General features: G+C 73.4%; 22 protein-coding genes and 1 pseudogene. 12 read left to right on the top strand and 11 right to left on the bottom strand.

Annotated features, from left to right (window positions below; translation table 11 throughout):
* Positions 1-18 precede the first annotated feature (18 nt).
* From AC3IYJ_RS05410 to AC3IYJ_RS05420, 3 genes are all read left to right on the top strand, one after another.
* Positions 19-1,275 carry a Tm-1-like ATP-binding domain-containing protein gene (locus AC3IYJ_RS05410; RefSeq protein ID WP_489402696.1) on the top strand — a complete coding sequence of 419 codons (1,257 nt, stop codon included), beginning with the start codon at positions 19-21 and terminating at the stop codon, positions 1,273-1,275.
* 138 nt (positions 1,276-1,413) lie between these two features.
* Positions 1,414-3,021, top strand: coding sequence for a serine/threonine-protein kinase (locus tag AC3IYJ_RS05415; RefSeq protein ID WP_489400202.1), 1,608 nt, complete (start codon positions 1,414-1,416; stop codon positions 3,019-3,021).
* On the top strand, positions 3,018-3,788 hold the full coding sequence (locus AC3IYJ_RS05420; RefSeq protein ID WP_489400203.1) for a hypothetical protein: 771 nt from the start codon (positions 3,018-3,020) through the stop codon (positions 3,786-3,788). Before AC3IYJ_RS05415 ends, AC3IYJ_RS05420 begins: the two co-directional genes overlap by 4 nt.
* On the opposite strand, the gene AC3IYJ_RS05425 is transcribed toward AC3IYJ_RS05420, so the two are convergent.
* Both AC3IYJ_RS05425 and AC3IYJ_RS05430 read right to left on the bottom strand, forming a co-directional pair.
* Complete coding sequence (locus AC3IYJ_RS05425; protein ID WP_489400204.1) at positions 3,766-4,092, bottom strand: DUF6191 domain-containing protein; 327 nt, start codon at positions 4,090-4,092, stop codon at positions 3,766-3,768. The genes AC3IYJ_RS05420 and AC3IYJ_RS05425 overlap by 23 nt on opposite strands.
* A gap of 292 nt (positions 4,093-4,384) precedes the next feature.
* Positions 4,385-5,674, bottom strand: a complete 1,290-nt coding sequence (locus tag AC3IYJ_RS05430; RefSeq protein ID WP_489400205.1) for an ATP-binding protein — start codon at positions 5,672-5,674, stop codon at positions 4,385-4,387.
* Between the two features lie 643 nt (positions 5,675-6,317).
* Here AC3IYJ_RS05430 and AC3IYJ_RS05435 point away from each other — a divergent pair.
* Complete coding sequence (locus tag AC3IYJ_RS05435) at positions 6,318-7,100, top strand: trypsin-like serine peptidase (RefSeq protein ID WP_489400206.1); 783 nt, start codon at positions 6,318-6,320, stop codon at positions 7,098-7,100.
* Between the two features lie 31 nt (positions 7,101-7,131).
* Here the strand turns inward: AC3IYJ_RS05435 and AC3IYJ_RS05440 are convergent, their stop codons facing one another.
* From AC3IYJ_RS05440 to AC3IYJ_RS05450, 3 genes are read right to left on the bottom strand one after another with little or no spacing between them, the layout of a single operon-like run.
* Entirely contained in the window at positions 7,132-7,650 is a 519-nt protein-coding gene (locus AC3IYJ_RS05440; protein ID WP_489400207.1) for an NUDIX hydrolase, read from the bottom strand.
* Between the two features lie 26 nt (positions 7,651-7,676).
* Complete coding sequence (gene lnt, locus AC3IYJ_RS05445; RefSeq protein ID WP_489400208.1) at positions 7,677-9,362, bottom strand: apolipoprotein N-acyltransferase; 1,686 nt, start codon at positions 9,360-9,362, stop codon at positions 7,677-7,679.
* Positions 9,363-9,412: 50 nt separating this feature from the next.
* Positions 9,413-9,928: a hypothetical protein gene (locus AC3IYJ_RS05450; RefSeq protein WP_489400209.1), complete on the bottom strand. Its 516-nt coding sequence runs from the start codon at positions 9,926-9,928 to the stop codon at positions 9,413-9,415.
* A 196-nt stretch (positions 9,929-10,124) separates the two neighbouring features.
* On the opposite strand from AC3IYJ_RS05450, the pseudogene AC3IYJ_RS05455 reads away from it, so the two are divergent.
* Positions 10,125-10,628: pseudogene (locus AC3IYJ_RS05455) on the top strand (ADP-ribosylglycohydrolase family protein); the annotation flags it as partial.
* Positions 10,629-10,671: 43 nt separating this feature from the next.
* Here AC3IYJ_RS05455 and AC3IYJ_RS05460 read toward each other — a convergent pair.
* A complete protein-coding gene (locus AC3IYJ_RS05460; RefSeq protein WP_489400210.1) occupies positions 10,672-11,466 on the bottom strand; it encodes a glutamate racemase in 795 nt (264 codons plus the stop codon).
* Between the two features lie 143 nt (positions 11,467-11,609).
* On the opposite strand from AC3IYJ_RS05460, the gene AC3IYJ_RS05465 reads away from it, so the two are divergent.
* The 5 genes from AC3IYJ_RS05465 to AC3IYJ_RS05485 all read left to right on the top strand — a co-directional run bounded on the left by AC3IYJ_RS05465 (position 11,610) and on the right by AC3IYJ_RS05485 (position 18,100).
* The gene (locus tag AC3IYJ_RS05465) at positions 11,610-12,803 is read left to right on the top strand and encodes a glycosyltransferase (protein ID WP_489400211.1); all 1,194 of its coding nucleotides are present in this window, start codon (positions 11,610-11,612) and stop codon (positions 12,801-12,803) included.
* 278 nt (positions 12,804-13,081) lie between these two features.
* Entirely contained in the window at positions 13,082-13,627 is a 546-nt protein-coding gene (locus AC3IYJ_RS05470) for a DUF6643 family protein (RefSeq protein WP_489400212.1), read from the top strand.
* 55 nt (positions 13,628-13,682) lie between these two features.
* Positions 13,683-14,507, top strand: coding sequence for an MOSC domain-containing protein (locus AC3IYJ_RS05475; RefSeq protein ID WP_489400213.1), 825 nt, complete (start codon positions 13,683-13,685; stop codon positions 14,505-14,507).
* A 389-nt stretch (positions 14,508-14,896) separates the two neighbouring features.
* Positions 14,897-15,490, top strand: a complete 594-nt coding sequence (locus AC3IYJ_RS05480) for an Rv1733c family protein (RefSeq protein WP_489402697.1) — start codon at positions 14,897-14,899, stop codon at positions 15,488-15,490.
* Positions 15,491-15,631: 141 nt separating this feature from the next.
* On the top strand, positions 15,632-18,100 hold the full coding sequence (locus AC3IYJ_RS05485; protein WP_489400214.1) for a right-handed parallel beta-helix repeat-containing protein: 2,469 nt from the start codon (positions 15,632-15,634) through the stop codon (positions 18,098-18,100).
* Between the two features lie 21 nt (positions 18,101-18,121).
* Here the strand turns inward: AC3IYJ_RS05485 and AC3IYJ_RS05490 are convergent, their stop codons facing one another.
* Positions 18,122-18,634, bottom strand: coding sequence for a GNAT family N-acetyltransferase (locus AC3IYJ_RS05490; protein ID WP_489400215.1), 513 nt, complete (start codon positions 18,632-18,634; stop codon positions 18,122-18,124).
* 133 nt (positions 18,635-18,767) lie between these two features.
* On the opposite strand from AC3IYJ_RS05490, the gene AC3IYJ_RS05495 reads away from it, so the two are divergent.
* Positions 18,768-19,256: an SRPBCC family protein gene (locus AC3IYJ_RS05495; RefSeq protein WP_489400216.1), complete on the top strand. Its 489-nt coding sequence runs from the start codon at positions 18,768-18,770 to the stop codon at positions 19,254-19,256.
* A 46-nt stretch (positions 19,257-19,302) separates the two neighbouring features.
* Here the strand turns inward: AC3IYJ_RS05495 and AC3IYJ_RS05500 are convergent, their stop codons facing one another.
* The 3 genes from AC3IYJ_RS05500 to cds1 form a co-directional block, all read right to left on the bottom strand.
* Positions 19,303-19,902, bottom strand: coding sequence for a hypothetical protein (locus AC3IYJ_RS05500; RefSeq protein ID WP_489400217.1), 600 nt, complete (start codon positions 19,900-19,902; stop codon positions 19,303-19,305).
* A gap of 225 nt (positions 19,903-20,127) precedes the next feature.
* The gene (locus AC3IYJ_RS05505) at positions 20,128-20,853 is read right to left on the bottom strand and encodes a hypothetical protein (RefSeq protein WP_489400218.1); all 726 of its coding nucleotides are present in this window, start codon (positions 20,851-20,853) and stop codon (positions 20,128-20,130) included.
* 77 nt (positions 20,854-20,930) lie between these two features.
* On the bottom strand, positions 20,931-22,058 hold the full coding sequence (cds1, locus tag AC3IYJ_RS05510; protein ID WP_489400219.1) for an L-cysteine desulfhydrase Cds1: 1,128 nt from the start codon (positions 22,056-22,058) through the stop codon (positions 20,931-20,933).
* Between the two features lie 265 nt (positions 22,059-22,323).
* On the opposite strand from cds1, the gene AC3IYJ_RS05515 reads away from it, so the two are divergent.
* Positions 22,324-22,977, top strand: a complete 654-nt coding sequence (locus AC3IYJ_RS05515) for an ATP-binding protein (RefSeq protein ID WP_489400220.1) — start codon at positions 22,324-22,326, stop codon at positions 22,975-22,977.
* A gap of 40 nt (positions 22,978-23,017) precedes the next feature.
* Here the strand turns inward: AC3IYJ_RS05515 and AC3IYJ_RS05520 are convergent, their stop codons facing one another.
* Positions 23,018-24,352: an ROK family protein gene (locus AC3IYJ_RS05520; RefSeq protein WP_489400221.1), complete on the bottom strand. Its 1,335-nt coding sequence runs from the start codon at positions 24,350-24,352 to the stop codon at positions 23,018-23,020.

The raw sequence follows: 24,352 nt of genomic DNA on the forward strand, positions 1-24,352 counted from the left end.
TGCATGGACATTGCACATATGACGAACGTCGTGCTGGTGGGAACCCTGGACACCAAGGGTGTGGAGTACGGCTGGCTGCGCGAGAGGCTGTTGCGCGCCGGCGTCGAAGTGGTCATGGTCGACACAGGAATCATGGACGAGCCCCGGGTGCCCGCCGATGTGCCGCGTGAAGCGGTCGCGCGGGCAGCGGGAACGGAACTCTCGGAGCTCCGCGCGGCCGCCGACCGGGGTGCGGCCGTGACCACGATGGCCCAGGGCGCGGAAGCGACCCTCTTACGCCTGCACGCCGAAGGGCGGCTCCACGGAGTCCTCGCGATCGGAGGCAGCGGCGGGACCTCCATCGCCACGCGGGCGATGCGCGCGCTGCCGCTGGGCGTTCCGAAGGTGATGGTCTCGTCGATGGCGTCCGGGGACGTGGCCCCGTACGTCGGTTCCGCGGACATCACGATGATGTACAGCATCGTGGACATCGCGGGGATCAACAGCATCTCCGCACCGGTCCTGACCAACGCCGTCGAGGCCGTCGCCGCGATGGCCAAGGGGTTCGAGCGCGCCTCCATGGAACTGCGGCGGCCGGCCAAGCTGGGCGAGGGCAGTCGTCCACTGATCGCGGCGAGCATGGCGGGGGTGACCACGATCGGCGTGGACGCCGCCCGTGAGCGGCTGACCGAGCTCGGCTACGAGGTGCTGGTCTTCCACGTCAGCGGCACCGGCGGTCGCACGCTGGAGAAACTGGCGGGCCAGGGGATCTTCGCGGGCGTCCTCGACCTCACGCTCAGCGAGCTCGCCGACGAACTGTGCGGCGGCATCCTCACCGCCGGTCCCGACCGGCTCAGCGCGGCCGGGCGGGCCGGGATCCCCCAGGTGGTGAGCCTGGGAGCGCTGGACATGGTGAAGTTCGGGCCGATGGAGAGCCTGCCCGAGAGAGTCCGCTACCGCCGGATCCGCGTCCACAACCCTTCCATCACGGTGATCCGTACGACCGAGGCCGAATGCGCCGAACTCGGCCGCCGGGTCGCCTCCAAACTCCGTGCGGCCACCGGCCCCACGGCCGTCTGCGTCCCACTTCGCGGACTGTCCACGCTCGGCGCGCCCGGCGGCCCCTACCATGACCCCCACGCGGACCGGGCGCTGTTCTCGGCACTGCGTGACGGATTGCGGGGCAGCGCCGCCCGGCTCTACGACTACGACACCCACATCAACGATCCCGACTTCGGACGCGCGGCGGCCGACCGGCTGCACGCCATGATCGGCGCGCGGGCCGCGGCCGCCTGAGGTCCCGCCCCGCCCCTTCCCCGCCGAGAGCACCGCGCGGCCGGGAACCAGCCGTGGCGGGAATGTGTCCCAGGTGATGGCCGATCGCCTGGGACGACCGGCCCCGGGGCGCGGTCACGCCACGGCAGGGGGAAAGGCATGAACGGCATGTGGTCGGTTCCCGGTTACTCGGAGATACGCGAGCTCGGCACGGGCGCCAGCGGCCGCGTGGTGCTCGCCGTCCACGAGGGCACCGGCACCGCGGTGGCGGTGAAGTACCTGAGCGACCGGATGCTCGAGAACCCGGCCTTCGTCCGGGAGTTCCGGGCCGAGGCCCAGTTGCTCGGCGATCTGCGCTCCCCGTACGTGGTCGGGCTGTACGAGTACGTGGAGGCGCCCGGCGGCGCCGCCATCGTGATGGAGCTCGTCGACGGGATCCCGCTGAACGCGCTGCTCAAGCAGAGCGGGCGGACCGGCCCCGAAGCGGCGCTGGTCCTGCTCAAGGGCTCCCTGCTCGGGCTGGCCGACGCCCACCGCTCCGGTGTGGTCCACCGCGACTACAAGCCGGCGAACGTCCTGGTGGCGGCCGACGGCACCTCCAAGCTCGTGGACTTCGGGATCGCCACTCCGCTCGGCGCCACCCCCGGGGCCGCGGGTACGCCCGCCTACATGGCCCCCGAGCAGTGGCAGGGCCGTCCGGCCTCCCCCGCGGCCGACGTGTACGCCGCGACGGCGACCTTCTTCGAGTGCCTGACCGGCCGCAAGCCCTACGACGGGCAGAGCTTCGCCGAACTCGCGGTCCAGCACGTCGAGGCGCCGGTCCCCGAGACCGAGGCCCCGGAGCCGGTGCGTCCGCTGATCCGGCGGGGCCTGGCGAAGGACCCCGAGCAGCGCCCGGCGGACGCCGAGGCCTTCGTGGCGGAGCTGGAGGGCGTGGCGCAGGCCGCGTACGGGCCCGACTGGGAGGAGCGCGGGCAGCGCAAGCTCGCCGCGCTTGCGGCCCTGCTGCCGCTGCTGTTCCCCTCGGCCGGAGTCTCCGCGCAAGGCACCACCGCACTGGCCACGACGACCCTGCCGAAGCCCCCGTCCTCCGGGTGGACCCCGGGCCGGCGCGGCCTGGTCGCGGCCGGGGCGACGCTGGTGCTGGGGGTGATGGCCGTACTGGGCTACCAGGCGGTCGGTGCGGAGCCGGGCGGAGCCAAGGCGCTGAACGCGTTCGCCACTTCCAGCGCCGCGGGTGACGCCCCGGCCTCCCCGATAACCCTCCCCAGCCCGTCGGCGTCGCCGAGCGAGAGCGGCAGCCCGAGCGCGAGCCCGAGCCCGTCGCCCAGTACGACGCCCTCGACGTCCGCGTCCGCATCGGCCACGCCGAGCTACAGCTGGGCGCCGACGCCCACAGCCACCAAGTCCCCGACGCCCACACCGACTCCGACTCCGGGCGTGAGCGTCTCCGGCGTGTCCGTCGGCCTCAAACCCGGGCGCGCGACGGTGGACGCGACCGTGAGCCTCAACGCGAAAGGCGGACCCGCCACCGTGACACTCGAATGGTTCCTCGGCAGCGCGCCGAACGACCTCGCCGTCGCGAACGGCACCGACCGCCTCACCGCCCCCGCCGGATCGCCGACCGGCGTGTCGCAGGCGCACACCCGACCGCGCGGGGGCAGCGCCTGCTACCTGACGGTCCGTGTCTCCACCGCGCCCGCCGCGCCCACGCGGTACGCCTACGCGACCTACCAGTTCCAGGCCTGCGTACCGGTGCCCCGATGAGCGACCCCCGCGCCCCGCAGGGCGAAGACGACTACAGCGCCACCGTGCTCGGCAGCCACTGGATCACCGGACCGCACCAGGATCCGGCCGGGACCCAGCGGTTGGCGACACCGGGCGAGGACGTGACCCGCAGGGAGGAGGCGACCCCGCAGGAGGACGTGACCCTGCGCGAGGACGTGACCTTGCGGAAGGGCGTGACCCTGCGGGAGGGCGTGACCCCTCCGGAGGACCCGACCCGGCCGCTGGAGACCCCGGGCGGCGGCGCCCGGCCGGACCGCGTCGAGGGGTCCGTGCTGCGGTTCGGGCCGGGGGTGACGGCCGCGCTCCCGCTGCCGTTCCCGCTGGACCCGGCACCCGCCCCGCGCCGTCGGCCGGGCGAATGGCGGCGCTACACCCTCGCCGCCGTGGTCCTGCTCGCCGTCCTCGTCTACCTCGGCTGGCGGCACTACGGACCCGCCCTGGAGGTCCGCGACGTCACGGTCGCCACCGACCCCAATGGCCCGGCCTGCGACACGACCGCCGACGTGGTGGCCGTCGTACGGACCAACGGGCGTGCGGGGGTGCTCACTTACCGCTGGCTGCGCAGTGACGGCACGCGCTCGGCGCAGCTGACGGAGCGGGTGCCCAGCGGGCAGCACGAGGCCCGGCTGCACCTGTTGTGGACCTTCCAGGGCGCGGGAACCTACCCCGCCGAGGCCGAACTGCAGCTGGTGTCCCCGGCGCAGCGGACGGCCGCGGCGGAGTTCACGTACCGCTGCCGCCCGTAGCCGGCAGCCGGATCACCGCTCGGCCGCCGTCGAGGTCCACCCGGGAGCGGGGCGGAGCGCCGTCCTCCTCGTCGTCGCGCATGACGAGGGCGCTCTGCCGCTCCTTGAGCTCGTTCTGCTTGCCCGGCGAGAAGCTCGCGTGCAGCTGCTCGAAGCCGGTCGAGGACATCTGCCCCTTCCGGCCGTTCCAGCGCCACGGCAGCAGTCCGGCGCGGCCCGCGCGTTCCAGCGCCAGGTCGAGGAAGGCCATGGCGGTCAGCAGCAGCGCCAGCCCGGGGATGGTCATGAAGACGACGAAGGCCATGCCCCGACCCTAACCCCGGTCCTCCTTTCGGCCTACGGCCCGACGGGTGGAGCCGTGCTTCCGGCCTGCCGTTCGGGACCGTCCGGCCGAGGTGCCCGCACCCCCCTCGCTGGTTGACTCGAAGGTGTCGAGGAGAGCGCGCAGGACGCCTCCCCGGCACCCTTCACGTCCACGTTCCAGCCGGCGATACACCCCCAACCGGAACGTGGTCGTCCCGCAACGGATCACAAGTCCGCGCGGGAGGCCCGCAGCCGCTTTGGGGAGTGGCTGCGGGCCATTTGCACGTCCGGGCTCAGAACCTGGCGTGCGCGACGATGTCCGCCGCGAACTCCCCCGTCATCGCCGGGGTCACCGTCGGCCTGCACTGCGCGACCGCCGCCAGGTAGTCCTCCGTGCTCGCGCCCAGCTGCGCCGCCGCCGCGCCCCGCGCGCCCACCGCCTCCAGGTCCCGCTCGAAGGACACCTGCGCCGCGATCCGCGCCGCGTGCTCGATGTCGGCCGGGGTGAACAGCTCGCTGGCCTCCACCAGCGCCGCCACGTCCACATCACCGCGCCCCGCCGTGTAGCGGGCCCAGATCGCGGCGCGGGCGCCCGCGTCCGGGGTGCCGATCGGGATCAGGTAGTCGAAGCGGCCGGGCCGCAGGAAGGCCGGGTCGAGCGAGCGGATGGAGTTGGTCGCGCAGACCAGCAGCCGTTCGTCACCCTCCCGGAAGCCGGGTATCAGCTTGAGCAGCTCGTTGGTCACCCCGTGGATCCCGCCGGGCTGCGCGGGCTCGGTGCGCACGGGTGCGATCTCCTCGACCTCGTCGATGAAGACGAGCACCCGCTCCAGCTCGGCGATCCGGGAGAACGCGTCGCGCAGCGCGGTGGCGAGGTTGCCCTCGTCGGCCAGCCGGGAGGGCAGCAGTTCCACGAAGGGCCAGCCGAGCCGGGAGGCGATGGCGCGGGCGAAGGTGGTCTTGCCGGTGCCGGGCGGGCCGAACAGAGTGATGGCGCGCGGCGGCCGGACCCCGTGCGCGGCGGCCCGCTCGGGCTCGGCCAGCGGCAGCACCACGCGCCGCTCGATGAGGTCCTTCTCCTTCTCCATGCCGGCGACCTTGGCCCACAGGTCGTTGGGGAGGAAGCGGCCGCCGAGGTCGTCGAGGAGGCCCGCGGCCGGTCCGTGCAGCGGCTCGGTCTTCTCGAAGTAGGCGACGGCGGGCTGCCGGGTGTAACCGGCGTTGAGCAGTCCTTCGCCGAGCAGGTCCTCCTCGGGCAGGACGTAGGCGATGCGGCCCACGCGCGCGGCTATGAGTCGGCGCTCCAGCTCCACGAGCAGGGCGCTGGCCAGTCCCCGGCCGCGCCAGCCGGCGGCGATGGCGATGCGCATCACCCAGGCCCGTTCGCCGGTGACGCAGGCCAGCGCGGCCCCGATCGGAACGCCCTGGTGGACGGCGACCACGCAGGGCTGCCGGTCGGTGAGGGCGCTGATGCACTCGGCCAGGGAGAAGACGGACTCCTGGCCGAGCTCGGCCGTGGTGTCGATCAGATGGACAACGGCCGCGAGATCGCTCTCGCGGTAGTCGTGGATCAGCCAGTTCACCGGGTACCGCCCCTCGTTCGTACTCCTGTGTGCCTTCTGCGTACCTTCTGCCGCGAGGCTAGGGGCGGGCGGGCCCCGTGATCACGCTCCGTCGTGCACAACAGCCGGTCCGTAAACCGTCCGTGTCGTCCATAGACTGGTGGTTTCCGCCCGAACTGTTGACCGAGGGCCCGTACGCCTTCATGACATCCCACATATCCGCCGTCCGCACAGGCGGGCGCCCGCAGCGTGTGGCGGGACGAGGCGGCGACCTGGCAGGTGGCGGAGCGCTCCACCGGCGAGATCTGGCACATGCCGGGCACGGTGGACGCCGTCAACGGGGCGTACTACCTCGTACCCCCTGGTCACGGGGGCGCCGGGCCCTCGGCCCTGCTGTGGTCTCGCTGCTCCCGGCCGCCGGGCCCGGGCGGCGGACGGGGCCCTCGTGCTGGTCGCGGTCGGGGTCTCGGTGGTGGCGATGCTGCCGCCGCCAGGTGACGGTGTACGAACGGCGTTGAGGGGGCCGCACCGCCGCCCCCGGCCGCGCCGGGCCGTGCGCGGTTTTCTGAGAACCAGGTGAGAACCACACCGGAATCCCTGATTCACAGCCGATTCTCAGGGAAGACCGGGCCCCGGGCACAGGTTCGCCCGAGAAGCTCTGCACATGATCCAGCGCATCCCCTCCCGACCGGAACGCCGCCCCCGCGCCCGTGGCAGGCGTGCGACCCGGATCCTCCTGGCACTGGCCTCGATGACTGCCCTGCTGAGCCTGAACATCCCCGCCGCGGTCGCCGAGCCGCCGCTCGGAGTCACCACCACGGCCGCCGCCGACGCCACGGCCGGGCGGGTCGGCGCGCTCTTCGCGGGCGGCCTCGACGGCGGGCACTTCTGCACCGCCGCCGTGGTGCGCAGCGACGACCACGATGTGATCGCCACCGCCGCGCACTGCCTGGACAGCCTGGACGGCACCTACTTCGCGCCCGGCTACCGGGACGGCGAGGCCCCGTACGGGCTGTGGAAGCTGACCAGCGCGTACGTGGCGCCGGACTGGACGAACGGCCGGAACCCGGACGACGACATCGCCTTCGCGACGGTGGTCCCCGCCGACGGCCGGCAGGACGAGTCGGTCGAGGACGTGGTCGGCGCCTTCCCGGTGGCCGCGGAGCAGCCGGACGACGCCGCGTTCTCCATCGTCGGCTACCCGAGCAGCGACGACTCCCCGCTGCACTGCGCCAACACCACGACCCTGTTCTCCGAGACGCAGCGCCGCATCGAGTGCCCGGACCTCAGCGGCGGGACCAGCGGCAGCCCCTGGCTCGTCGACGGCGCCCTGGCGGGCGTGCTCGGCGGCTACCAGGGCGGTGGGGACGTCCCGGAGGTCTCGTACAGCGCAGTCATGGGCGACCAGGCCGTGGAGCTCTACCGCGAGGCCTCCGACAGCGACTGAGGCCTCGGCCACGCGCGGGCCGGGCCTGCGGCTAGGACTGCGGCTCTGTCTCGGGCTCGGGCTCGGCCAACGTCACGTCGGATGCCGAGAACCAGGTCGGCTCGTCCCGCAGGGCCCGGCGGATCCGGTCCACGGCGAAGGACTCCAGCGGCTCGGGCAGCGCGTCGGGCGCGAACCAGGCCACCTCCAGCGACTCGTTGTCGTTGACCCGGGCCCGCCCGCCGGTGGCCCGGCAGCGGAAGGTGATGTCCTGGAACTGGCAGACGTCCCCGTTCGGATAGGTGATCGGCGGCAGCATCTCCACCAGTACCACCCGTTCGGGGACGCACCGCACCGCCGTCTCCTCGTACACCTCGCGCACCGCCGTTTCGGCAGGCTGCTCCCCCGGCTCGGCGATCCCGCCGATCACCGACCACCGCCCGGTGTCGGCGCGCCGCCCGAGCAGGACCCGCCCGTCGTCGTCGACGACGATGGCGGTCACCCCGGGGAGCAGGAGCAGCTGGTGCCCGGCGCTGGCGCGCAGGGTCCGGATGAAATCGGGTGTGGTCATCCCCCGACCCTACGAGGCCCGCGCGCCTAGGAGGCCCTGGCGACCCGGCGGACCAGCGTCCAGCCGAGCCCGAAGGCGGCGACGGCCAACAGGAAGTACTCGGCGAGCGGGCCGAAGCGGGTGGCGGGGGTCTGGCTCGACCGCAGCGGGATCGCCTCGACCAGGGCGTCGGCGGTGAACATCTTGGTCTGGCTGACGACCTTGCCGTCGGGGCGGATGACGGCGCTGACCCCACTGGTGACCGGGACCAGCACGGTCCGGCTGTGCTCGACGGCCCTGACGCGGTCCATGGCGAGCTGCTGGTAGGTCATCTCGGTGCGGCCGAAGGTCGCGTTGTTGCTGGGCACCGCGAGGACCTGGGCACCCGCCTGGACGGTGGAGCGGACCGCGTCGTCGAAGGCGGCCTCGTAGCAGGTGACCATGCCGACTCCGCTGCCCGACATGTCGAAGACGCCGGGCTCCTTGCCGGGGCCGAAGTCGCGCCGCACCCGGTCGACGTCCGAGCTGAAGAGCCGGACGACGGACCGCATCGGCATGCGCTCGCCGAAGGGCTGGATCTTACGCTTGTCGTAGGTGTCGACGGGGCCCTTGACCGGGTCCCACAGGATCATCGTGTTGCGCAGCGGGCCCGTCTCCGGGACCAGCACGGAGCCGATCGCCACGGGAACGCCGATGGTCCTGACGGCGTTGTCGATCACCGTGTAGGCATCGGGCTCGGCGAAGGGGTCGATGTCCGAGGAGTTCTCCGGCCAGACGACGAAGTCCGGTTTCGCCACCTTGCCGAGCTTGACGTCCTCGGCGAGCTGGAGGGTGCGGTTGGCGTGGTTGTCCAGGACCTGGCGGCGCTGGGAGTTGAAGTCCAGACCGGACCGCGGAACGTTGCCCTGGATGACGGCGGCCGTGACGGTGCCGTCCTCGGCCGCGTCCGATACCAGCGGCCGGGCGGCGAGTGCCCCGGCGAGCGGGGCGGCCACGGCGGTGGCGGCGAGCAGCGCGGCGGTGGCCCGGCGGGTGCCCGTGCCGACGCGCACGACCTCGTAGAGCCCGAATCCGCACAGGGCCACGGCGAAGGAGAGCAGCGGGGTGCCGCCGAGCGCGGCGAGCGGCAGGAAGATCCCGTCGGGCTGGCCGAAGGCGAGCTTCCCCCAGGAGAAGCCGCCGAAGGGGGCGCGGGCGCGCAGCGCCTCGCCGGCGATCCAGACGGCGGCGCCCCACAGCGGCCAGGCGGGAAGCCGGCTGACCAGGGAGATCCCCAGGGCCGTGAATCCGATCAGGAGCGATTCGAGGGTGACGAGGGCCAGCCACGGGACCGGGCCGACGCCCTCGCCGGTCCAGACGAGCAGGGGCAGCAGGAAGGCGAGTCCGTGCAGGAGGCCCAGACCGAAGCCGGCCCGCGCGCGGCGCCCGTACAGGCAGAAGCCGAGCAGGGCGAGCGCGAAGGGGGCCAGCCACCACAGGGGGCGGGGCGGGAAGCTGAGGTAGAGGAGCACGCCGGACACGACGGCGAGCGCGGGGCGCTTCAGCCGGCCGGCCCACCGGCGGGCGCGGACCGATCCGGGTTCCACGTCCACGTCCACTGCGGCTTCCGTTTCCGCTTCCGCTTCCGTTTCCGCTTCCGCTTCCGTTTCCGCTTCCGTTTCCGGTCCCGCCCCGGTCGGGTCGGCGGGCTTCGGGGGCTCGTTCCCCGCCGGGCGGGTCGCACTGCTGCTCATCTGGCGGAGTGTACGTCCCCCTGCTGTGCCGGTGGGCTGCGGTGTTCGGCTCAGTGGGCGAGGGCGCGCAGATGGGTGCGGATCACGCGTACCGCGTTCTCGGCGTCGTCCACGGTGACGGTGAACAGCTTTCCGTCCCCGAGCCTCAGTTCCAGGCCCTCGCCGCGCCGGACGATGACGGCGGTCCCCTTCTCCGGGCGCCACCGGTAGCCCCAGCCGCCCCACTGCTGGGGGGTGATCCGGGGCAGGAACTCGGCGGACGTCACCTCGGCCAGCCGGATCTTCCGGCGGGGCACGCCGATGTGCCCGCAGCGCACCTCCATCACCTCGGCGTCCACGGTGACGGCCACGTGGACGAAGGCCAGGGTGCCGAAGAGGATGAGCAGGCCCACGGCGAGGCAACCGATCACCGCCATGAGGAGCGCGACGATGCCCACGTCCCAGGCGTAGTCGACGGCGAGCTCGACGCCGAGCGCCAGGCAGGCCACACCGGCCCCCGCGAGCAGCCACTGCACGCGGTTGGATGCCCGGCCCGTCCAGAGCGGACCCGGGGGGTGAACCGTCATGTGTAGCAGCGTACTCACGATCCGCACGCACGCCACCGGCTCTCCGGGGCGATGCGACGACGGGCTCAAGACACCTCCTGACACCTCTAGCCGGGCAGGAGGCTGATCAGCGCGTCGCGCAGGGCCGGACGGCGGAGGGTCACGAAGCGGTGCAGGTTCCGGGAGCCGAAGGCCACGCGCTGGGCACTGCGGCGGCGCGGCCCGGCGGATCGCGGCGCTCACCCACGGGGACCGGGCCGCGTGGGAGGGCACGGCCGTCCTGCACGAGCTCGTCAGGGTGGCCCTGGACGGAGCCGATCCGCTGGCCGCGCTTCCCGCGACGCTGGAGGCCGTGCACCCCGGCCACCGCGAGCGGTACGCCCGGGTCCTCGCCCCGGACTGGCACCCGGAGCTGGCCACCGAGTTCAACGGGGCGGTCTGGCCCTGCCTGGGCTCGGCGGTGTGGGCGCTGCGCACCACGACCGGCTTCGCGGACGCCGTACGGGCCGCCGTGGACCTGGGCGGCGACACCGACACGGTGGCCGCGGTCACCGGCACCCTGGCCGGGGCCCGCTACGGCCGCGCGGCGATCCCCGACACCTGGACCACCCCGCTGCACGTCCCCCTGCCGGGCTTCGCGGACCGCACCCTGGACGCGGCCGCGCTGCGCGACCTGGCACTACGCCTCGCGGAGGGCCCTCGAACGAATCAGGGCCGCTGACCGACCCGGACGTGACCCCCGGCAAGCGGGGCTCGTCTCGGGGTCATCCCCCGACGGCCGCGTTCCGACCAGCCAGGAGGCGGCCTTCGGCGTAACCGAGGGCGGCTGCCGGAAGGGCGCCCGGACGGCCGCTCAGCAGGACGGTCAGGCCGCCTGTGAGCGGCAGGCCCGGTTCGGGCCGGGCGCCGAGGCGGCGCAGCGCCTGCACGGCGACGGGCCCGGCGGAGCCGTGGTAGACGAGACGGGCGCCGCCCGTGCGGGCCGCGAGGGCGGCCCGGATGGGGGCTTCGACCAGCTCGTAGTGCGTGCAGCCGAGCACCACGTCGGTGACGTCGGCCGGGGTCAGCGCGGCGGCCGCGGCCACGGCCCGTACGACGGCGACCTCGTCCGCGGCCTCGACGGCGTCGGCCAGTCCGGGGCAGGGCACCTCGGTGACCCGTGCCCCGTCGGCGAAGTCCCGGATGAGCCCGCGCTGGTAGGGGCTGCCGGTGGTGGCGGGGGTGGCCCAGATGGCCACTCGCCCTCCGGCGAGCGCGGCGGGCTTGATCGCCGGCACGGTCCCGATGACCGGGATCACGGGCTCCAGCTCCGCGCGCAGCGCGGGCAGCGCGTGGACGGAGGCGGTGTTGCAGGCCACGATCAGCGCGTCCGGACGGTGCGCGGCGGCGGCGCGGGCGACGTCGAGCGCCCGCCCGGTGAGGTCCTGCGGGGTCCGCGGACCCCAGGGCATCCCGTCGGGGTCGCACGACAGCACCAGCTCGGCGTCCGGCCGCAGCCGCCGCATCGCGGCGGCCGCCGCGAGGAGGCCGATACCGGAGTCCATGAGGGCGATCTTCACCTGGTCACCTTAGTCGATGCCCCTGTCCGGCCAGGGCCAACGGCACCGCGGCCCCCGAGCGCTCCGATGCGGCAGAAGGCCGGTGTCCCGACCCGCCGGTGTCCCGACCCGCCGCGGGCCGCCCCGCGCGGGACACTGCCGGGATGGGTCCCCTCCTCGTCGCCGCCTGCGTCTCGCTCGCCGCCTGGCTCTGGCTCACCTTCGGCCAAGGCATGTTCTGGCGGACCGACAACCGACTGCCTCCGCGACACGCGCCCGCCCACTGGCCGTCCGTCGCGATCATCGTCCCGGCCAGGGACGAGGCCGCGGTCCTGCCGCGGAGCCTGCCCACGCTGTTCGCGCAGGACTATCCCGGCGAGGCCGAGGTGATCCTGGTCGACGACGGGAGTTCGGACGGCACCGCCGCCCTGGCCCGCCGGCTCGCCGAGGCGCATCCCGGACTCCCCCTCACCGTCCTCTCCCCCGGCGATCCCGACCCCGGCTGGACCGGCAAGCTCTGGGCGCTGCGCCACGGCATCACCCACGCGGTGACCCCGGCCGCCGTCCGGTCGGACCCGTCCGCGCAGCCCCCCGCCTACCTCCTCCTCACGGACGCCGACATCGCCCACGAGCCGGACAGCCTGCGCGAGCTGGTCGCCGCGGCCACGACCGCCGGCCTCGACCTCGTCTCGCAGATGGCCCGGCTGCGCGCCGTCGGTGCGTGGGAGCGGCTGATCGTCCCCGCCTTCGTGTACTTCTTCGCCCAGCTCTACCCCTTCCGCTGGATCAACCACCCGACCGCCCGGACCGCGGCCGCCGCCGGAGGCTGCGTCCTGCTGCGCACCGAGGCGGCCGTACGGGCCGGAGTGCCGGACTCGATCCGCCAGGCCGTCATCGACGACGTCTCCCTCGCCCGCGCCGTCCAGCGCGCCGGCGGGCGGATCTGGCTCGGCCTCGCGGAGCGGGTCGACAGCGTGCGCCCGTACGACTCCCTCGCCGACCTGTGGCGGATGGTCTCGCGCAGCGCGTACGCCCAACTCCGCCACCAGCCCGCGCTGCTGGCCGGGACGGTGGCCGGACTGGTCCTCGTCTACCTCGTGCCGCCGGCCGCCCTCCTCGGGGGCCTCGCCGCCGGGAGGCCCGCCGTCGCCTGGGCCGGGGGGCTGGCCTGGCTGCTGATGACCGCCACGTACCTGCCGATGCTGCGCTACTACCGGCAGCCGCCCGCCCTCGCGCCGCTGCTTCCGCTCACCGCACTGCTCTATCTCCTGATGACCGTCGACTCGGCCGTGCAGCACTACCGCGGACGCGGGGCGTCATGGAAGGGCCGTACCTATGCCCGCCCGAGCGACGTCTGAAACCGGTCGTCCCCACCCGAAACCATGTCATCCGAGGTCACCATGTTGTGACGCTCTGTCAGCACGGGACCGGTGGGCGGCCGGCGGACCTCCGGCTCCACATCGGTGCACCGGCCAACCGGCGAGTACGAGTAGGAGCAAGACGGGGCGGAAGTGGCGAATCGTGCACGTGAACATGAAGTGAAAGCTGTGGCCCTGACCTGCGAATATGCAGGTCAGGGCGGTGTTGGGGGCACCTCGCTATGGACCCGGTGAAGTCGTGGGCTTAACTTAGGTCCATGACCTCCCCCCGCTCCACTTATGGCGGCGGTTACTACTCCGCGCCCTCCTTCCCGGACACCCCCATCTACGACTCCCTCGTCGCCGAACGCGGCACCCCGCAGATCGCTCCGATCCGCGTCCCGGCCGCCTACGACTCCCCGAGTTCGGGCTATTCGAGCGGTGGGTACCTCCCGGCCCTCCCGTCCGCGCTGCCCGCCCTGCCGGCCGCGCTCCCGCCGGCCCTGCCGCAGCAGCACGCGCCGGCGTACGGGTACCAGTACCAGCAGCAGGCACCGCAGCCGGCGTACCAGCAGATGCAGCAGCAGATGCCGCTCCAGCAGGCGCCCGCCGCGTACGTCCCGCCGCAGCCGTTCGCGGCCCGCGGGGGGTACGTCCCGCAGCCCCAGTCGCAGCAGCCCCGTCCGGTCGCCACGAGCACCGGCTACGAGGCCATGCGTCCGGCGGCGCCGCGTCCGATGCAGGCGCAGCCCGCACCGGTCCCGGCCGCCTCGTACGAGGACCCGTACGGCCGCCCGTACCAGCCGCAGGGACGGGGTTACTGACCCACAGCAGCGAGGTCGTGGCGGAGGCCCCGAGGGCGGCTGGCAGTATGCCCTCATGGCGAACTTGTATGTCCAGGCGCTCCACGTCCACCCCGTCAAGTCGGTAGCGGGGACAGCTCCCGACGAGGTGGCCGTGGAGCCCTGGGGTCTGGCCGGTGACCGCCGGTGGGCGGTGGTGGACGGCGAGGGCGCGGTCATCACCCAACGCCAGCAGCCGAGGCTGGCGTTGGCGAGCGCCCGTCCGCTGGGGGGCGGCGGGATCGCTCTGTCGGCACCGGGCATGGCGGACCTGACCGTGGAGGTCCCGGAACCGGGGCCGCTGGAAACCGTGGTGCTGTTCGGGAAGAAGATCGAGACCGTGGCCGCGGCGCCTGCGGCTGCCGACTGGTTCGGCGCGTACCTCGGGGTACCGGCGCACCTCGTGCACATGGACGACCCGGCCGTACGCCGGCCCGTGGATCCGGATTACGCGCTGCCCGGCGAGACCGTGAGCCTGGCCGACGGCTACCCGTTGCTGATCGCCACGCTCGCCTCGCTGGACGCCCTCAACTCGCTGATCGCGCAGGGGGACCACCCTGGCGAGGGGCCGCTTCCGATGAACCGTTTCCGCCCCAATGTGGTCGTTTCCGGCGCGCAGGCGTGGGCCGAGGACGAGTGGCGGCGCATCGCGATCGGCGACGCCGTCTTCCGCGGGGTGCGCGAATGCGGGCGCTGCATCGTCACGACCACCGACCAGGCGACGGCGGAGCGGGGCAAGGAGCCCCTGAAGACCCTGGCCAAGCACCGTCGGATCGGCAAGTCGCTGGCCTTCGGGCGGCTGCTGGTGCCGGTGCGGCTGGGCACGGTCCGCGTCGGCGACGAGGTCCGCGTCCTGGAGTGAACCGCGGGACGAGGGGCGGGACGAACAGCGGGACGAGCGGGGACGAATGGGGACGAACGGCGGAGCGCGCGGCGGCACGACCGGTCGGCCGCGCGACGGAATGACACGTTCGAGGGGCTCTTCGAATTCCCCGGAACCAACCGCCGTGAACTGCCCGTTGGAGCATTCGAGACGTACGGGGAAGCTGCGAGAAAGGTGCGGGGAGAGCCGAGCGGTTGCAGGGGTGCGGGTGAGGGTTCTGATTCCTCCACCGACGTGTACCGGATCGGGTGACACAAGTCTCGCGAGTCCTGGAATGCGCACGATCGGGGCATGCGGGAGGCTGGCAGAGCAGGCAGACGGAGACTGGCACAAGTTGGGGGAGCCGGACCGTGCGGACAGCATTGGGTGTGTGGCGTTGGCGGCGCAATCCGTTGCGTCGGCAGACTGATCTCTTCGAGGCGTGGGTGGCGTTCGCCGCGCTGGTGTGTGTTCTGCTGGTGGCTCCGGCCATCGGCTGTGCCGCCGGCCTGCGGGTGGACGGCACCTTGCAGCGGGCCGCGCGCGAACAGCGGCAGGAGCGGTACCTCATTCCCGCGGTGGTGGTCCGGCCGGCCCCGGATGCCCTCGCGGGCGCGGCTACCGATCCGGCGGCGCAGCGACAAACCCCGCAGCGCACGCAGATCGTCGCTTCGTGGACCGCTCCCGACGGCAGCAGCCACCAGGGGACGGTGCCGGCGGCGGAGGAACCGCCGCACCCCGGGGACCGGTTCCGGATATGGACCGATACGCACGGCCGGCTGGTCGGACAGCCCCTGGACCCGTCTTCCGCGACCTTCCACGCGGGAGTAGCGGGACTGGCGGCGGCCCTCGGCATCGCCGGGCTGGTGGAGACGGTCCGCCGCCTGGTCGTACGAAGGCTCATGCATCAGCGGTACATACGGCTGGACCGCGCATGGGCCGCCGCGGGACCCGACTGGGGCCGAGCGGGCGCGGGCAGCTGACCTGGCAACTCACCGGCCCCGCGCGCGCTACGGTGGGACGGCCGGAACCGTCGCCTAGGTCTCGACCGTCTCTTCGGCAGCGCGGGAAACGAACACGCGCAACGGAACACGCGAACACGAGGGTGGGGGCACGACAGCACCATGGCTCAGGGCACGGTCCAGGTGACGCACGGCGGGTCTTCGCGGTGGCGGCGCCGCTCCGGTGAATATCCGACGCTGACCGCCGCGCTGGCCGTGGCGGGTGACGGGGACGTCCTTTCCATCGCGCCCGGCACCTACCGGGAGAACCTGGTGCTCAACCACGCCGTCACCCTGCGCGGGCCGGAAGGCGCGGTGGGCTCGGTGCGGATCGCTCCGCTCGACGGCGTCGCGCTGACCGTCCGCGCCTCGGCCGTGGTCCAGGACCTGTACCTGGAGGGCCAGGACCGGGCGGCTCCCGCGCTGCTCATCGAGGACGGCTCCCCCGAGCTCACGGACCTGCGGGTGAGCACCCGGTCCGCGGCCGGAATCGAGGTCCGCGGCAGCGGCGCCCGGCCACTGGTCCGGCGCTGCACTGTGGAGAATCCGGCCGGGGTCGGGATCGCCGTACTGGACGGCGGCGGCGGAGTGTTCGAGGAGTGCGAGGTCGTGGCCGCCGGGCAGGCCGGGGTCTCGGTGCGCGGCGGCGGCCGTCCCCGGCTGGAGCGCTGCCGGATCCACCACGCCACGGGCGCCGGCATCGGGGTCACCGGCGAGGGCTCCGGCCTGGAGGCACTGGGCTGCGAGGTCTACGAGATCAAGGGCGCCGGCGTGCAGATCGCGGCGCGGGCGAGCGCGGTGCTCACCGACTGCTCGGTCCACCGCACCTCCGCCGACGGGGTCACCCTCGACACGGACGCCGTGCTCACCCTCGCCGGATGCGACATCCACGACATCCCGGAGAACGCGGTGGACCTGCGCTCCCGTTCGGTGCTCACGCTCAGCCGCACCACCGTGCGCCGCTTCGGCCGCAACGGCCTGTCCGTGTGGGATCCGGGTACCCGGGTGGTCGCCGAATCCTGCGAGATCCACGACAGCACGGGCGACTATCCCGCCGTCTGGATCAGCGACGGCGCCAGCGCCTCACTGGACTCCTGCCGGGTCCACGACGTGCCGGACGCGCTGTTCGTCCTGGACCGGGGTTCGCGCGCCGACGTCGTGGACAGCGACCTCTCCCAGGTCCGCAACACCGCGGTCTCGGTGAGCGACGGGGCGACGGCCCAGCTGGACGACTGCCGGATCAGGGAGGCCGCGACCGGAGCCTGGTTCCGCGACCACGGCAGCGGCGGCACCCTGGCCAACTGCACCATCGACTCCGTGCAGACCGGCGTGATCGTCACCAAGGGCGCCGATCCGGCGCTGGAGCGGTGCACGGTCACTTCCCCCGCCGAGGCCGGGTTCTACGTGTCGGCGGGCGGCCGCGGCACCTTCACCGCGTGCCGGGTCACGGGCAGCTCCGGCTTCGGGTTCCACGTCATCGACGGCTGCCGCACCACCCTGAGCCGCTGCCACACCGAGCGCTCGGCGCGCGGCGGTTACGAGTTCGCCGAGGACGGCCCTGTCGCCGAGGACTGCACGAGCGACGAGTCGGGGCCGCGGCTCGCCGCCCACTCGGCTTCGGGGGCGGCCTCGGGCGGGGAGCGCGCGGGGATCCGTACCGTCTCGGCCGCGCAGAGCCCCGTAGCCCAGTGGCCCGCGACGGAGCGGGTGCCGGCTCCGCGTCCCGCCGACGAGCCGGCCCCGGCCGCCGACGGACCGGCCTCGGACGGGCGGGGCTCCGGCGAGGTCCTGGGGCAGCTCGACGCCCTGGTGGGGCTGGACAGCGTCAAGCGCGAGGTCCGCGCTCTCACCGACATGATCGAGGTGGGCCGGCGCCGGCAGCAGGCGGGCCTCAAGGCGGCCTCCGTCCGCCGCCATCTGGTATTCACCGGCTCCCCCGGCACCGGCAAGACCACCGTGGCCCGGCTGTACGGGGAGATCCTGGCCTCCCTCGGCGTGCTGGAGCGCGGCCACCTGGTGGAGGTCTCGCGGGTGGACCTGGTCGGCGAGCACATCGGATCCACGGCGATCCGCACCCAGGAGGCCTTCGACCGGGCGCGCGGCGGGGTGCTCTTCATCGACGAGGCCTACGCGCTGGCGCCCGAGGACTCGGGACGCGACTTCGGGCGCGAGGCGATCGACACCCTGGTGAAGCTGATGGAGGACCACCGGGACGCGGTGGTGGTGATCGTCGCCGGGTACACGGCGGAGATGGACCGCTTCCTGACCGTCAACCCGGGCGTCGCCTCGCGGTTCTCCCGGACCATCACCTTCGGGGACTACGGGCCGGAGGAACTGCTGCGGATCGTGGAGCAGCAGACCGAGGAGCACGAGTACCGGCTCGGGGAGAAGACCTCCGAGGCGCTGCTGACGTACTTCACCGATCTGCCCAAGGGTCCGGCCTTCGGCAACGGCCGCACCGCCCGCCAGACCTTCGAGTCGATGGTCGAGCGGCACGCGGGGCGGGTGGCGCAGCTGTCGGAGCCGAGCACGGACGATCTCACCCTGCTGTTCCCGGCGGACCTGCCGGAGTTGCCGGCGCCGGTGGTCTGACGGGGGGCTCCCGCCCGCCGCTCACAGGTCCCGGCGCATGCACACCCGAGGCCAGCGGTCGAGACCGTGTTCGGCCTCCCGGTCGCGGATCTCTCGCAGACCGGGCCCGAGGCCGCTCTCGCCGAGGGTGCGGAAGCCGCATCGGAGGTAGTAGGGGGCGTTCCACGGGACGTCGGTGAAGGTGGTGAGCGTCAGCGCCGGGGCGGACTCGGCGGCGGCCCGGACCGCGAGATGCTCCAGCAGGTCGCGTCCGATGCGGCGGCGGGCACTGTCCGGGTGCACCGACACCTGCTCGACGTGGAGGTTCCCGTCCACCCGGTCGGCGAGGAGATAGCCGACGGGTGTGCCCGTGCCCGGCCCGTCGGCCGCGACCCAGGCCAGCCCGGCCTTCCGGTAGCCGAGGAGTTCATCGAGCGGGAGCGGCTCGTCGTCGGCGATCTCCGGCATGCCGATGGCCCGGAAACATTCGCCGGCGGCCCTCTCGATGTCCTGGAGGACGGGCAGTTCGTCGATGTGCGCTGCTCTGATACGCATGCACGGCATTGTCCAGGTTGGCGCCGGGTCCGGGAAACGGGTATGCCACCCCGCGGCGGACATCTGACGGCCCGCCAGCTAGGGTGACTGCCGCACAGCCCGCCGCATGCCGACCGACCCTGGGAGTACCGCCATGGCTCGCCGACTCCGCCCGGTAGGGCTGGACTTCCTCGAGGACGCCCCGGTCCGCCTGTCCTTCGACAGCCGGAGCACCGCGGGACCCGAGGCCGTGTACCGGGCACTGGCCGAGGAGGTCGAGGGCTGGCCGAGCTGGTTCGGGGCGGTCACACTGGCCCGGCCCACACAGGGCGGCGCGGGGCGCGAGATCAAGCTGATGGGCGGGGTCCGGTTCCAGGAGACGATCATGGCCGCGGATCCGGGGCAGCGCTACGCGTACCGGGTCGACGAGACCAACGTCCCCGGCGTACGGGCCCTGCTGGAGAACTGGCGCCTCACCCCCGCCGGCACCGGCACGCACATCCGCTGGACCTTCAGCGCGGACGGCCCGGCCGCCTTCCGCTTCGCCCTCGCCACCGCCCGACCGGGCCTCGGGCACTCCTTCCGCACGGCGGTCCGCACCCTGGACCGGCGACTGGCGGATCGGCGCGGGGCGGATCAGTAGGCGGAGCCCTCGGCCGGGTGGCGCCGCCCATCGGGCGGAAGGCGGATCAGCCGCCATCGGCCCGACCATGCCGAATCGTCAGGTCGACTGCCCGGTGCGCCTCGGCCAGGTCTCCGTAGCCGCCGGCCGCCCAAACCCGCGTACGGAACTCTTGGAGGCTCAGGGCCGGCCCGCCGGCGAAGTGGGCGGTGGAGCAGCGGGCGCAGTACCACCCCCGCGCCCAGAGGCTCTCGGCGGCAGGGCGGCCCGGTTCCGTCCGCGCGCGGTAGGCCCTCAGGGCTCTGGCGACGGCGGCGAGCAGTGCGAGCCCCGATATCCAGCCGAGGAAGAGGTGGCCGGCCTCCCGTCCGGGAGGGATCAGCTCGTTCCACCCGGGGGCCGGGTACGGCGGTCGGGAATCCTCCGCGCTCGCGCTGAACCAGTGCCCGGACAGCGCCCCGCCCAGGAACGTGCCGACCGACACGAAGGTCAGCAAGTACCCCAGGACGGCCCGGCCCGACACGCGTGGCGCGGGCGGCACGGGCGCCAGTGCCCGAGCCAGCCGCGAGGTCACCTCTCGGGTCGTCGTCCGGCGCTCGGCGCCGGAGCCCGTCTCCTCACGGACACGGCCGTGTCCGTCCAGGAACACCGCCTGGACCGCCCGCACTTCGTCGCCTCGGCCGCAGGAGCGGCACACGGGGAGCGATCCGACGCCCGCTCCCGCGCCCGGCCCCGTCCCCGCCCCCGTCCGCGCGTCCCGGCTCCGGCCTGTTGTACTCGATGCCCGCCATGGTTTCCCCCGGTGCTCCGCTCCGATGTGATCGAAGTCCGCACAGCGTAGGCAGCACGCGTCGCCGCGCCTACGGGGTTGTCGCCACAGCCGTGTCACGGATCAGATCGCGGGATGCCGCACGGCAAGGTCTCCGTAGCCGCCCGCGGACCAGACTCGGACCCGGAACTCCTGCAGGCTCATGGCCCGTTCGCCGGAGAAGTGGACCGTGCCGCACCGGCCGCAGTACCAGGCTTCGGACCAGACCCGGTCGGCGGCCGCCCGGCCCGGTTCGGTCCGGCGACGCCAGGCCCGCAGGGCCCGGCGGGCCAGGGCCGTGAGGAGGACGCCGATCACCAGCGCGGCGCCCGAGATCCAGCCCAGGTAGGCGCCGGAGGTGACGTCGAGAGAGGACCCGTCGGACGCGGTCCCGGGGACGAACCGCACCGCCGTCTCGGCGTCGAACCACTCGCCCTCGATCGCGCCCCACACGAAGGCTCCGACCGCCACCAGGAGGAGCACCGCTCCCCAACATCCCATGTTGGTGTCCGGTTCGGTCGGGGCGACGGAGAGGGCCTTGCTCAGTGCGGAGTTCTCCTGGCGGGTCGTGGTCTTCGCGTCCTCGCCGCTGCCGGTCTCCTCCTTGAGCTCGGCCTTGGCCCGGAGGTACGCGGCGGCCACGCCCCGCACCCGGTCCTCCCGGCCGCACCGGGGACAGGCCAACGACCCGCCCCCGCCCCCGTCCGCGCCCTCACGCCCGCCACCGCTACCGATGCCACCACCGCTACCGGTGACGCCGACACCTCTGCCGGCATCACCGATCCCCGCGCCGTCCACGATCTCCGCCATGACCCCGCCCCCTCACCACGCCCAAAGTCCGCACAGCGTAGCCACTTTGGATCAACCCCGGCCAGGGCCGCGGGCCGTCAGGCGGCCGGCTCGCTCCACACACCGGTGGCCAGCAGGGTGTCGATCGTCTCCCGGTACGGGGCGATGTCGAGGCCCTGGGCCGCCAGCCACTCGTCGGAGTAGTACTTGTCGAGGTAGCGGTCGCCCGGGTCGCAGAACAGGGTGACGACACTGCCCGTGCGGCCTTCCGCCACCATCTCCGAGATGATCTTCAGTGCGCTCCACAGGCCGGTGCCGGTGGAACCGCCCGCCTTGCGGCCGATCGCCGCCTCCAGCGCTCGGCAGGCGGCGACGCTCGCCGCGTCCGGGACCCTCATCATCCGGTCGATGGCGCCGGGTACGAAGCTCGGCTCCATGCGGGGCCTGCCGATGCCCTCGATGCGCGATCCGCAATCGCTGGTCGCGTGCGGATCGTTGTTCGTCCAGCCGTCGAAGAAACAGGAGTTCTCCGGGTCCGGCACGCAGATGCGGGTGTCGTGCTGCATGTAGTGCACGTAGCGCGCGATGGTCGCGGAGGTGCCGCCGGTGCCGGCCGTGGCCACGATCCACGTGGGCTCGGGGAACCGCTCCAGGCGCAGCTGCTGGTAAATCGATTCTGCAATGTTGTTGTTGCCGCGCCAGTCCGTCGCCCGCTCCGCGTACGTGAATTGGTCCATGTAGTGCCCGCCGGTCCGCGCCGCGAGCTCCGCCGACTCCTCGTACATCTTCATCGAGTCGTCGACGAAGTGGCATTCACCGCCGTGGAACTCGATGAGCCGGCACTTCTCGGGGCTCGTCGTACGCGGCATCACCGCGATGAACGGGACGCCGATCAGCTTGGCGAAGTAGGCCTCCGAGACGGCCGTGGATCCGGACGAGGCCTCGATGACGGGGCGGCCGGGGCGGATCCAGCCGTTGCAGAGGGCGTAGAGGAACAGGGAACGGGCGAGGCGGTGCTTGAGCGAGCCCGTCGGGTGGGTGGACTCGTCCTTGAGGTAGAGGTCGATGCCCCAGGCCTCGGGGAGCGGGAAGCGCAGCAGGTGGGTGTCGGCGGAGCGGTTGGCGTCCGCCTGGACCTTGCGGACGGCTTCCTTCAGCCAGGCGCGGTAGTCCGCGTCGCTGCGGTCGACGTCGATGGTCGTGGCGGTCGTACCGGTGGTGCTCATGCGCCGTGCTCCTTCGTATTGCCCGTTACCCCGAGTGCTCGGCGGGCTCGCGTCCCCCGCGCATCGCATGCCTCTTTCGCATCGTGCGTCTCTCGGCTCCCGCTCTCGCAATGTACCCCCCTCACCTGCGCAAACAGTCGCTTTGGGTATCCATGCGGATTGCTTTCGGTCGCGTTCGGTTGCACACGGGCCCACAGTGGGTGACCCTGGGGAGGTGTCACCGAGGGTGCAGCACCCGTAACACTGATGTCGGGGAGTCGCAGCCGTGATCAGTCATTCCCGCAGGCACTGCGTCGTCGAACTGCAGGCCCTGCCCTTGCGGATCGGACAGATCCGCCGAATCGTTTCCGCGCAACTGCGCCACTGGCAGCTCGATCCGCTCATAGACCGGGCTGCGCTCGGCGTGACGGAGCTGCTCAGCAACGTCCACCGCCACGCGCAGCCGGACAAGACCTGCACGGTCGAGATCGAGCTCCGCCTCGGCCGCCTGACCGTCTCGGTCTACGACAGCGATCCACGCCTGCCGGTCCTGCGCGCGAAGTCCGGGACCGGGGTGGGGACGGGGTGCGGGGTCGGGGTCGGGGTCGGACCCGAGCCCGCGACCGCGACCACGACCGAGCCCGGGGAGGCCCCGGAGGCCTGGGAGGCCGACGCGCTGGAGACCTCCGGACGCGGCCTCGCGCTCGTGGCGGCCGTCAGCGAAGCGTGGGGGGCGCGGCACCGGGCCGACACCCCGGGCAAGCTGGTCTGGTTCTCCCTGCGCGCCGCACCGGACGCGGCGGCCCTGGCGCCCCACCCGGCGCCCCCGGCCGAGAAGCCGGTACGGGGCCTTGCCCCGGCCCCGTCCGCCGCCGTTCCCCCCGAGCCCGTCTCCGCAGGCCTGTCGGTGACCGCCTCGATCGGCACCCGGCCCGGGTAGCGCTCCGGCCAGGGGTCCGCCGGAGCCGCCGCCGGGTACGTCAGGCCGCGGCCCCCAGGGCGCCGAGCGGGTCGTCCAGCACCGGCTGCCACGCCAGCTCGGCGGCTCCGACCAGGCTGTTGTGGTCGAGCGTGCAGGGCAGGATCGGCACGCCTCCGCTGCGCCCCCACAGGCTGCGGTCCGCGACCACCGCGCGCAGCCGCTCGGGGTCGGCGTGGAGCAGCTCGCGGTGGAGCCCGCCGAGGATGATCCGGTCCGGGTTCAGGATGTTCACCAGCCCGGCGAGGCCGAGGCCGAGCCGGTCGATGAGCTCCTCGGTGGCCGCCCGCACGCCGGGCTCCGCGTACTCCTCGCGCAGCAGGTCACGGGCCTGCTGGAGCAGCGACACCTCGGGGCCGGGGGTACGCCCGGCGGCGGTGAGGAAGGCCAGAGGATCGGCTTCCACATCGAGACAGCCACGGCTGCCGCAGTGGCAGGGGCGCCCCTCCGGATTCACGGTGAGGTGGCCGACTTCCAGGGCCAGGCCCGAACTCCCGCTGTGCAGACGGCCGTCCAGGACGAGCGCTCCGCCGACCCCGCGGTGGCCGGTGGCCACGCACAGCAGGTGCTGCGCGCTGCGGCCCGCCCCGTGGCGGTGCTCGGCGAGCGCGGCGAGGTTGACGTCGTTGCCGGTCAGCGCCGGGCCGTCGATCCCGGCCGCCTTCACGCACTCGGCGAAGATGGCCCGTACGGGAGAGCCGGCGGGCCATGCCAGGTGCAGCGGGTTCAGCGCCGTGCCCTCCGGCTCCGCGACCGCCGAGGGCACCGCGAGTCCGGCGCCCACGCAGCGCCGCCCGGTCTCCTCGAGCAGCGCGGCGCCCGCTTCGACGACCGCGCGGAGCACCTGGGCCGGGTCGGCCGAGACCGGCACCCGGCCGGGGGCGGTGGCCACGATCCGGCCGCCGAGGCCGACCAGGGCGGCCCGGAACCCGTCCGAGTGCACCTGCGCGGCGAGCGCCACCGGGCCGTTCTCGTCCACGGAGAGCCGGTGCGAGGGACGGCCCTGGGCGCCACCGGCCCCGCCGGGGCGGGAGTCGACCCGGATCAGGCCGAGCGCCTCCAACTCGGCGGCCACGGCTCCGGCGGTGGCGCGGGTGACGCCGAGCTCGGCGGTCAGGACCGCGCGGGTCGGGGCGCGGCCGGTGTGGACGAGCTCCAGCGCCGGTCCGAGCGCGCCGCGGCCCCGCTCCAGCTTGGTCCGCGCGGAGCCGGTGGGCCCGTTCGGTGCGGTGGGCACGGCCAGCGCGGCGGCCCCTTCGATCCCGTCGGTCCCCTCGGTCCCGTCGGACACCGTGGTCACATCCCCCACCCGCGGCGGGGCCCCGTTGCCGTTCAT

Source organism: Streptomyces sp. GL_140, assembly GCF_057834465.1.

Bases quoted from the DNA above. Each gene is read 5' to 3' on its own strand.
- AC3IYJ_RS05410 (WP_489402696.1), top strand. From the start codon at position 19: ATGACGAACGTCGTGCTGGTGGGAACCCTGGACACCAAGGGTGTGGAG.
- AC3IYJ_RS05415 (WP_489400202.1), top strand. From the start codon at position 1,414: ATGAACGGCATGTGGTCGGTTCCCGGTTACTCGGAGATACGCGAGCTC.
- AC3IYJ_RS05420 (WP_489400203.1), top strand. From the start codon at position 3,018: ATGAGCGACCCCCGCGCCCCGCAGGGCGAAGACGACTACAGCGCCACC.
- AC3IYJ_RS05425 (WP_489400204.1), bottom strand. From the start codon at position 4,092: ATGGCCTTCGTCGTCTTCATGACCATCCCCGGGCTGGCGCTGCTGCTG.
- AC3IYJ_RS05435 (WP_489400206.1), top strand. From the start codon at position 6,318: ATGATCCAGCGCATCCCCTCCCGACCGGAACGCCGCCCCCGCGCCCGT.
- AC3IYJ_RS05440 (WP_489400207.1), bottom strand. From the start codon at position 7,650: ATGACCACACCCGATTTCATCCGGACCCTGCGCGCCAGCGCCGGGCAC.
- lnt (WP_489400208.1), bottom strand. From the start codon at position 9,362: ATGAGCAGCAGTGCGACCCGCCCGGCGGGGAACGAGCCCCCGAAGCCC.
- AC3IYJ_RS05450 (WP_489400209.1), bottom strand. From the start codon at position 9,928: ATGACGGTTCACCCCCCGGGTCCGCTCTGGACGGGCCGGGCATCCAAC.
- AC3IYJ_RS05465 (WP_489400211.1), top strand. From the start codon at position 11,610: ATGGGTCCCCTCCTCGTCGCCGCCTGCGTCTCGCTCGCCGCCTGGCTC.
- AC3IYJ_RS05470 (WP_489400212.1), top strand. From the start codon at position 13,082: ATGACCTCCCCCCGCTCCACTTATGGCGGCGGTTACTACTCCGCGCCC.
- AC3IYJ_RS05475 (WP_489400213.1), top strand. From the start codon at position 13,683: ATGGCGAACTTGTATGTCCAGGCGCTCCACGTCCACCCCGTCAAGTCG.
- AC3IYJ_RS05485 (WP_489400214.1), top strand. From the start codon at position 15,632: ATGGCTCAGGGCACGGTCCAGGTGACGCACGGCGGGTCTTCGCGGTGG.
- AC3IYJ_RS05490 (WP_489400215.1), bottom strand. From the start codon at position 18,634: ATGCGTATCAGAGCAGCGCACATCGACGAACTGCCCGTCCTCCAGGAC.
- AC3IYJ_RS05495 (WP_489400216.1), top strand. From the start codon at position 18,768: ATGGCTCGCCGACTCCGCCCGGTAGGGCTGGACTTCCTCGAGGACGCC.
- AC3IYJ_RS05505 (WP_489400218.1), bottom strand. From the start codon at position 20,853: ATGGCGGAGATCGTGGACGGCGCGGGGATCGGTGATGCCGGCAGAGGT.
- cds1 (WP_489400219.1), bottom strand. From the start codon at position 22,058: ATGAGCACCACCGGTACGACCGCCACGACCATCGACGTCGACCGCAGC.
- AC3IYJ_RS05520 (WP_489400221.1), bottom strand. From the start codon at position 24,352: ATGAACGGCAACGGGGCCCCGCCGCGGGTGGGGGATGTGACCACGGTG.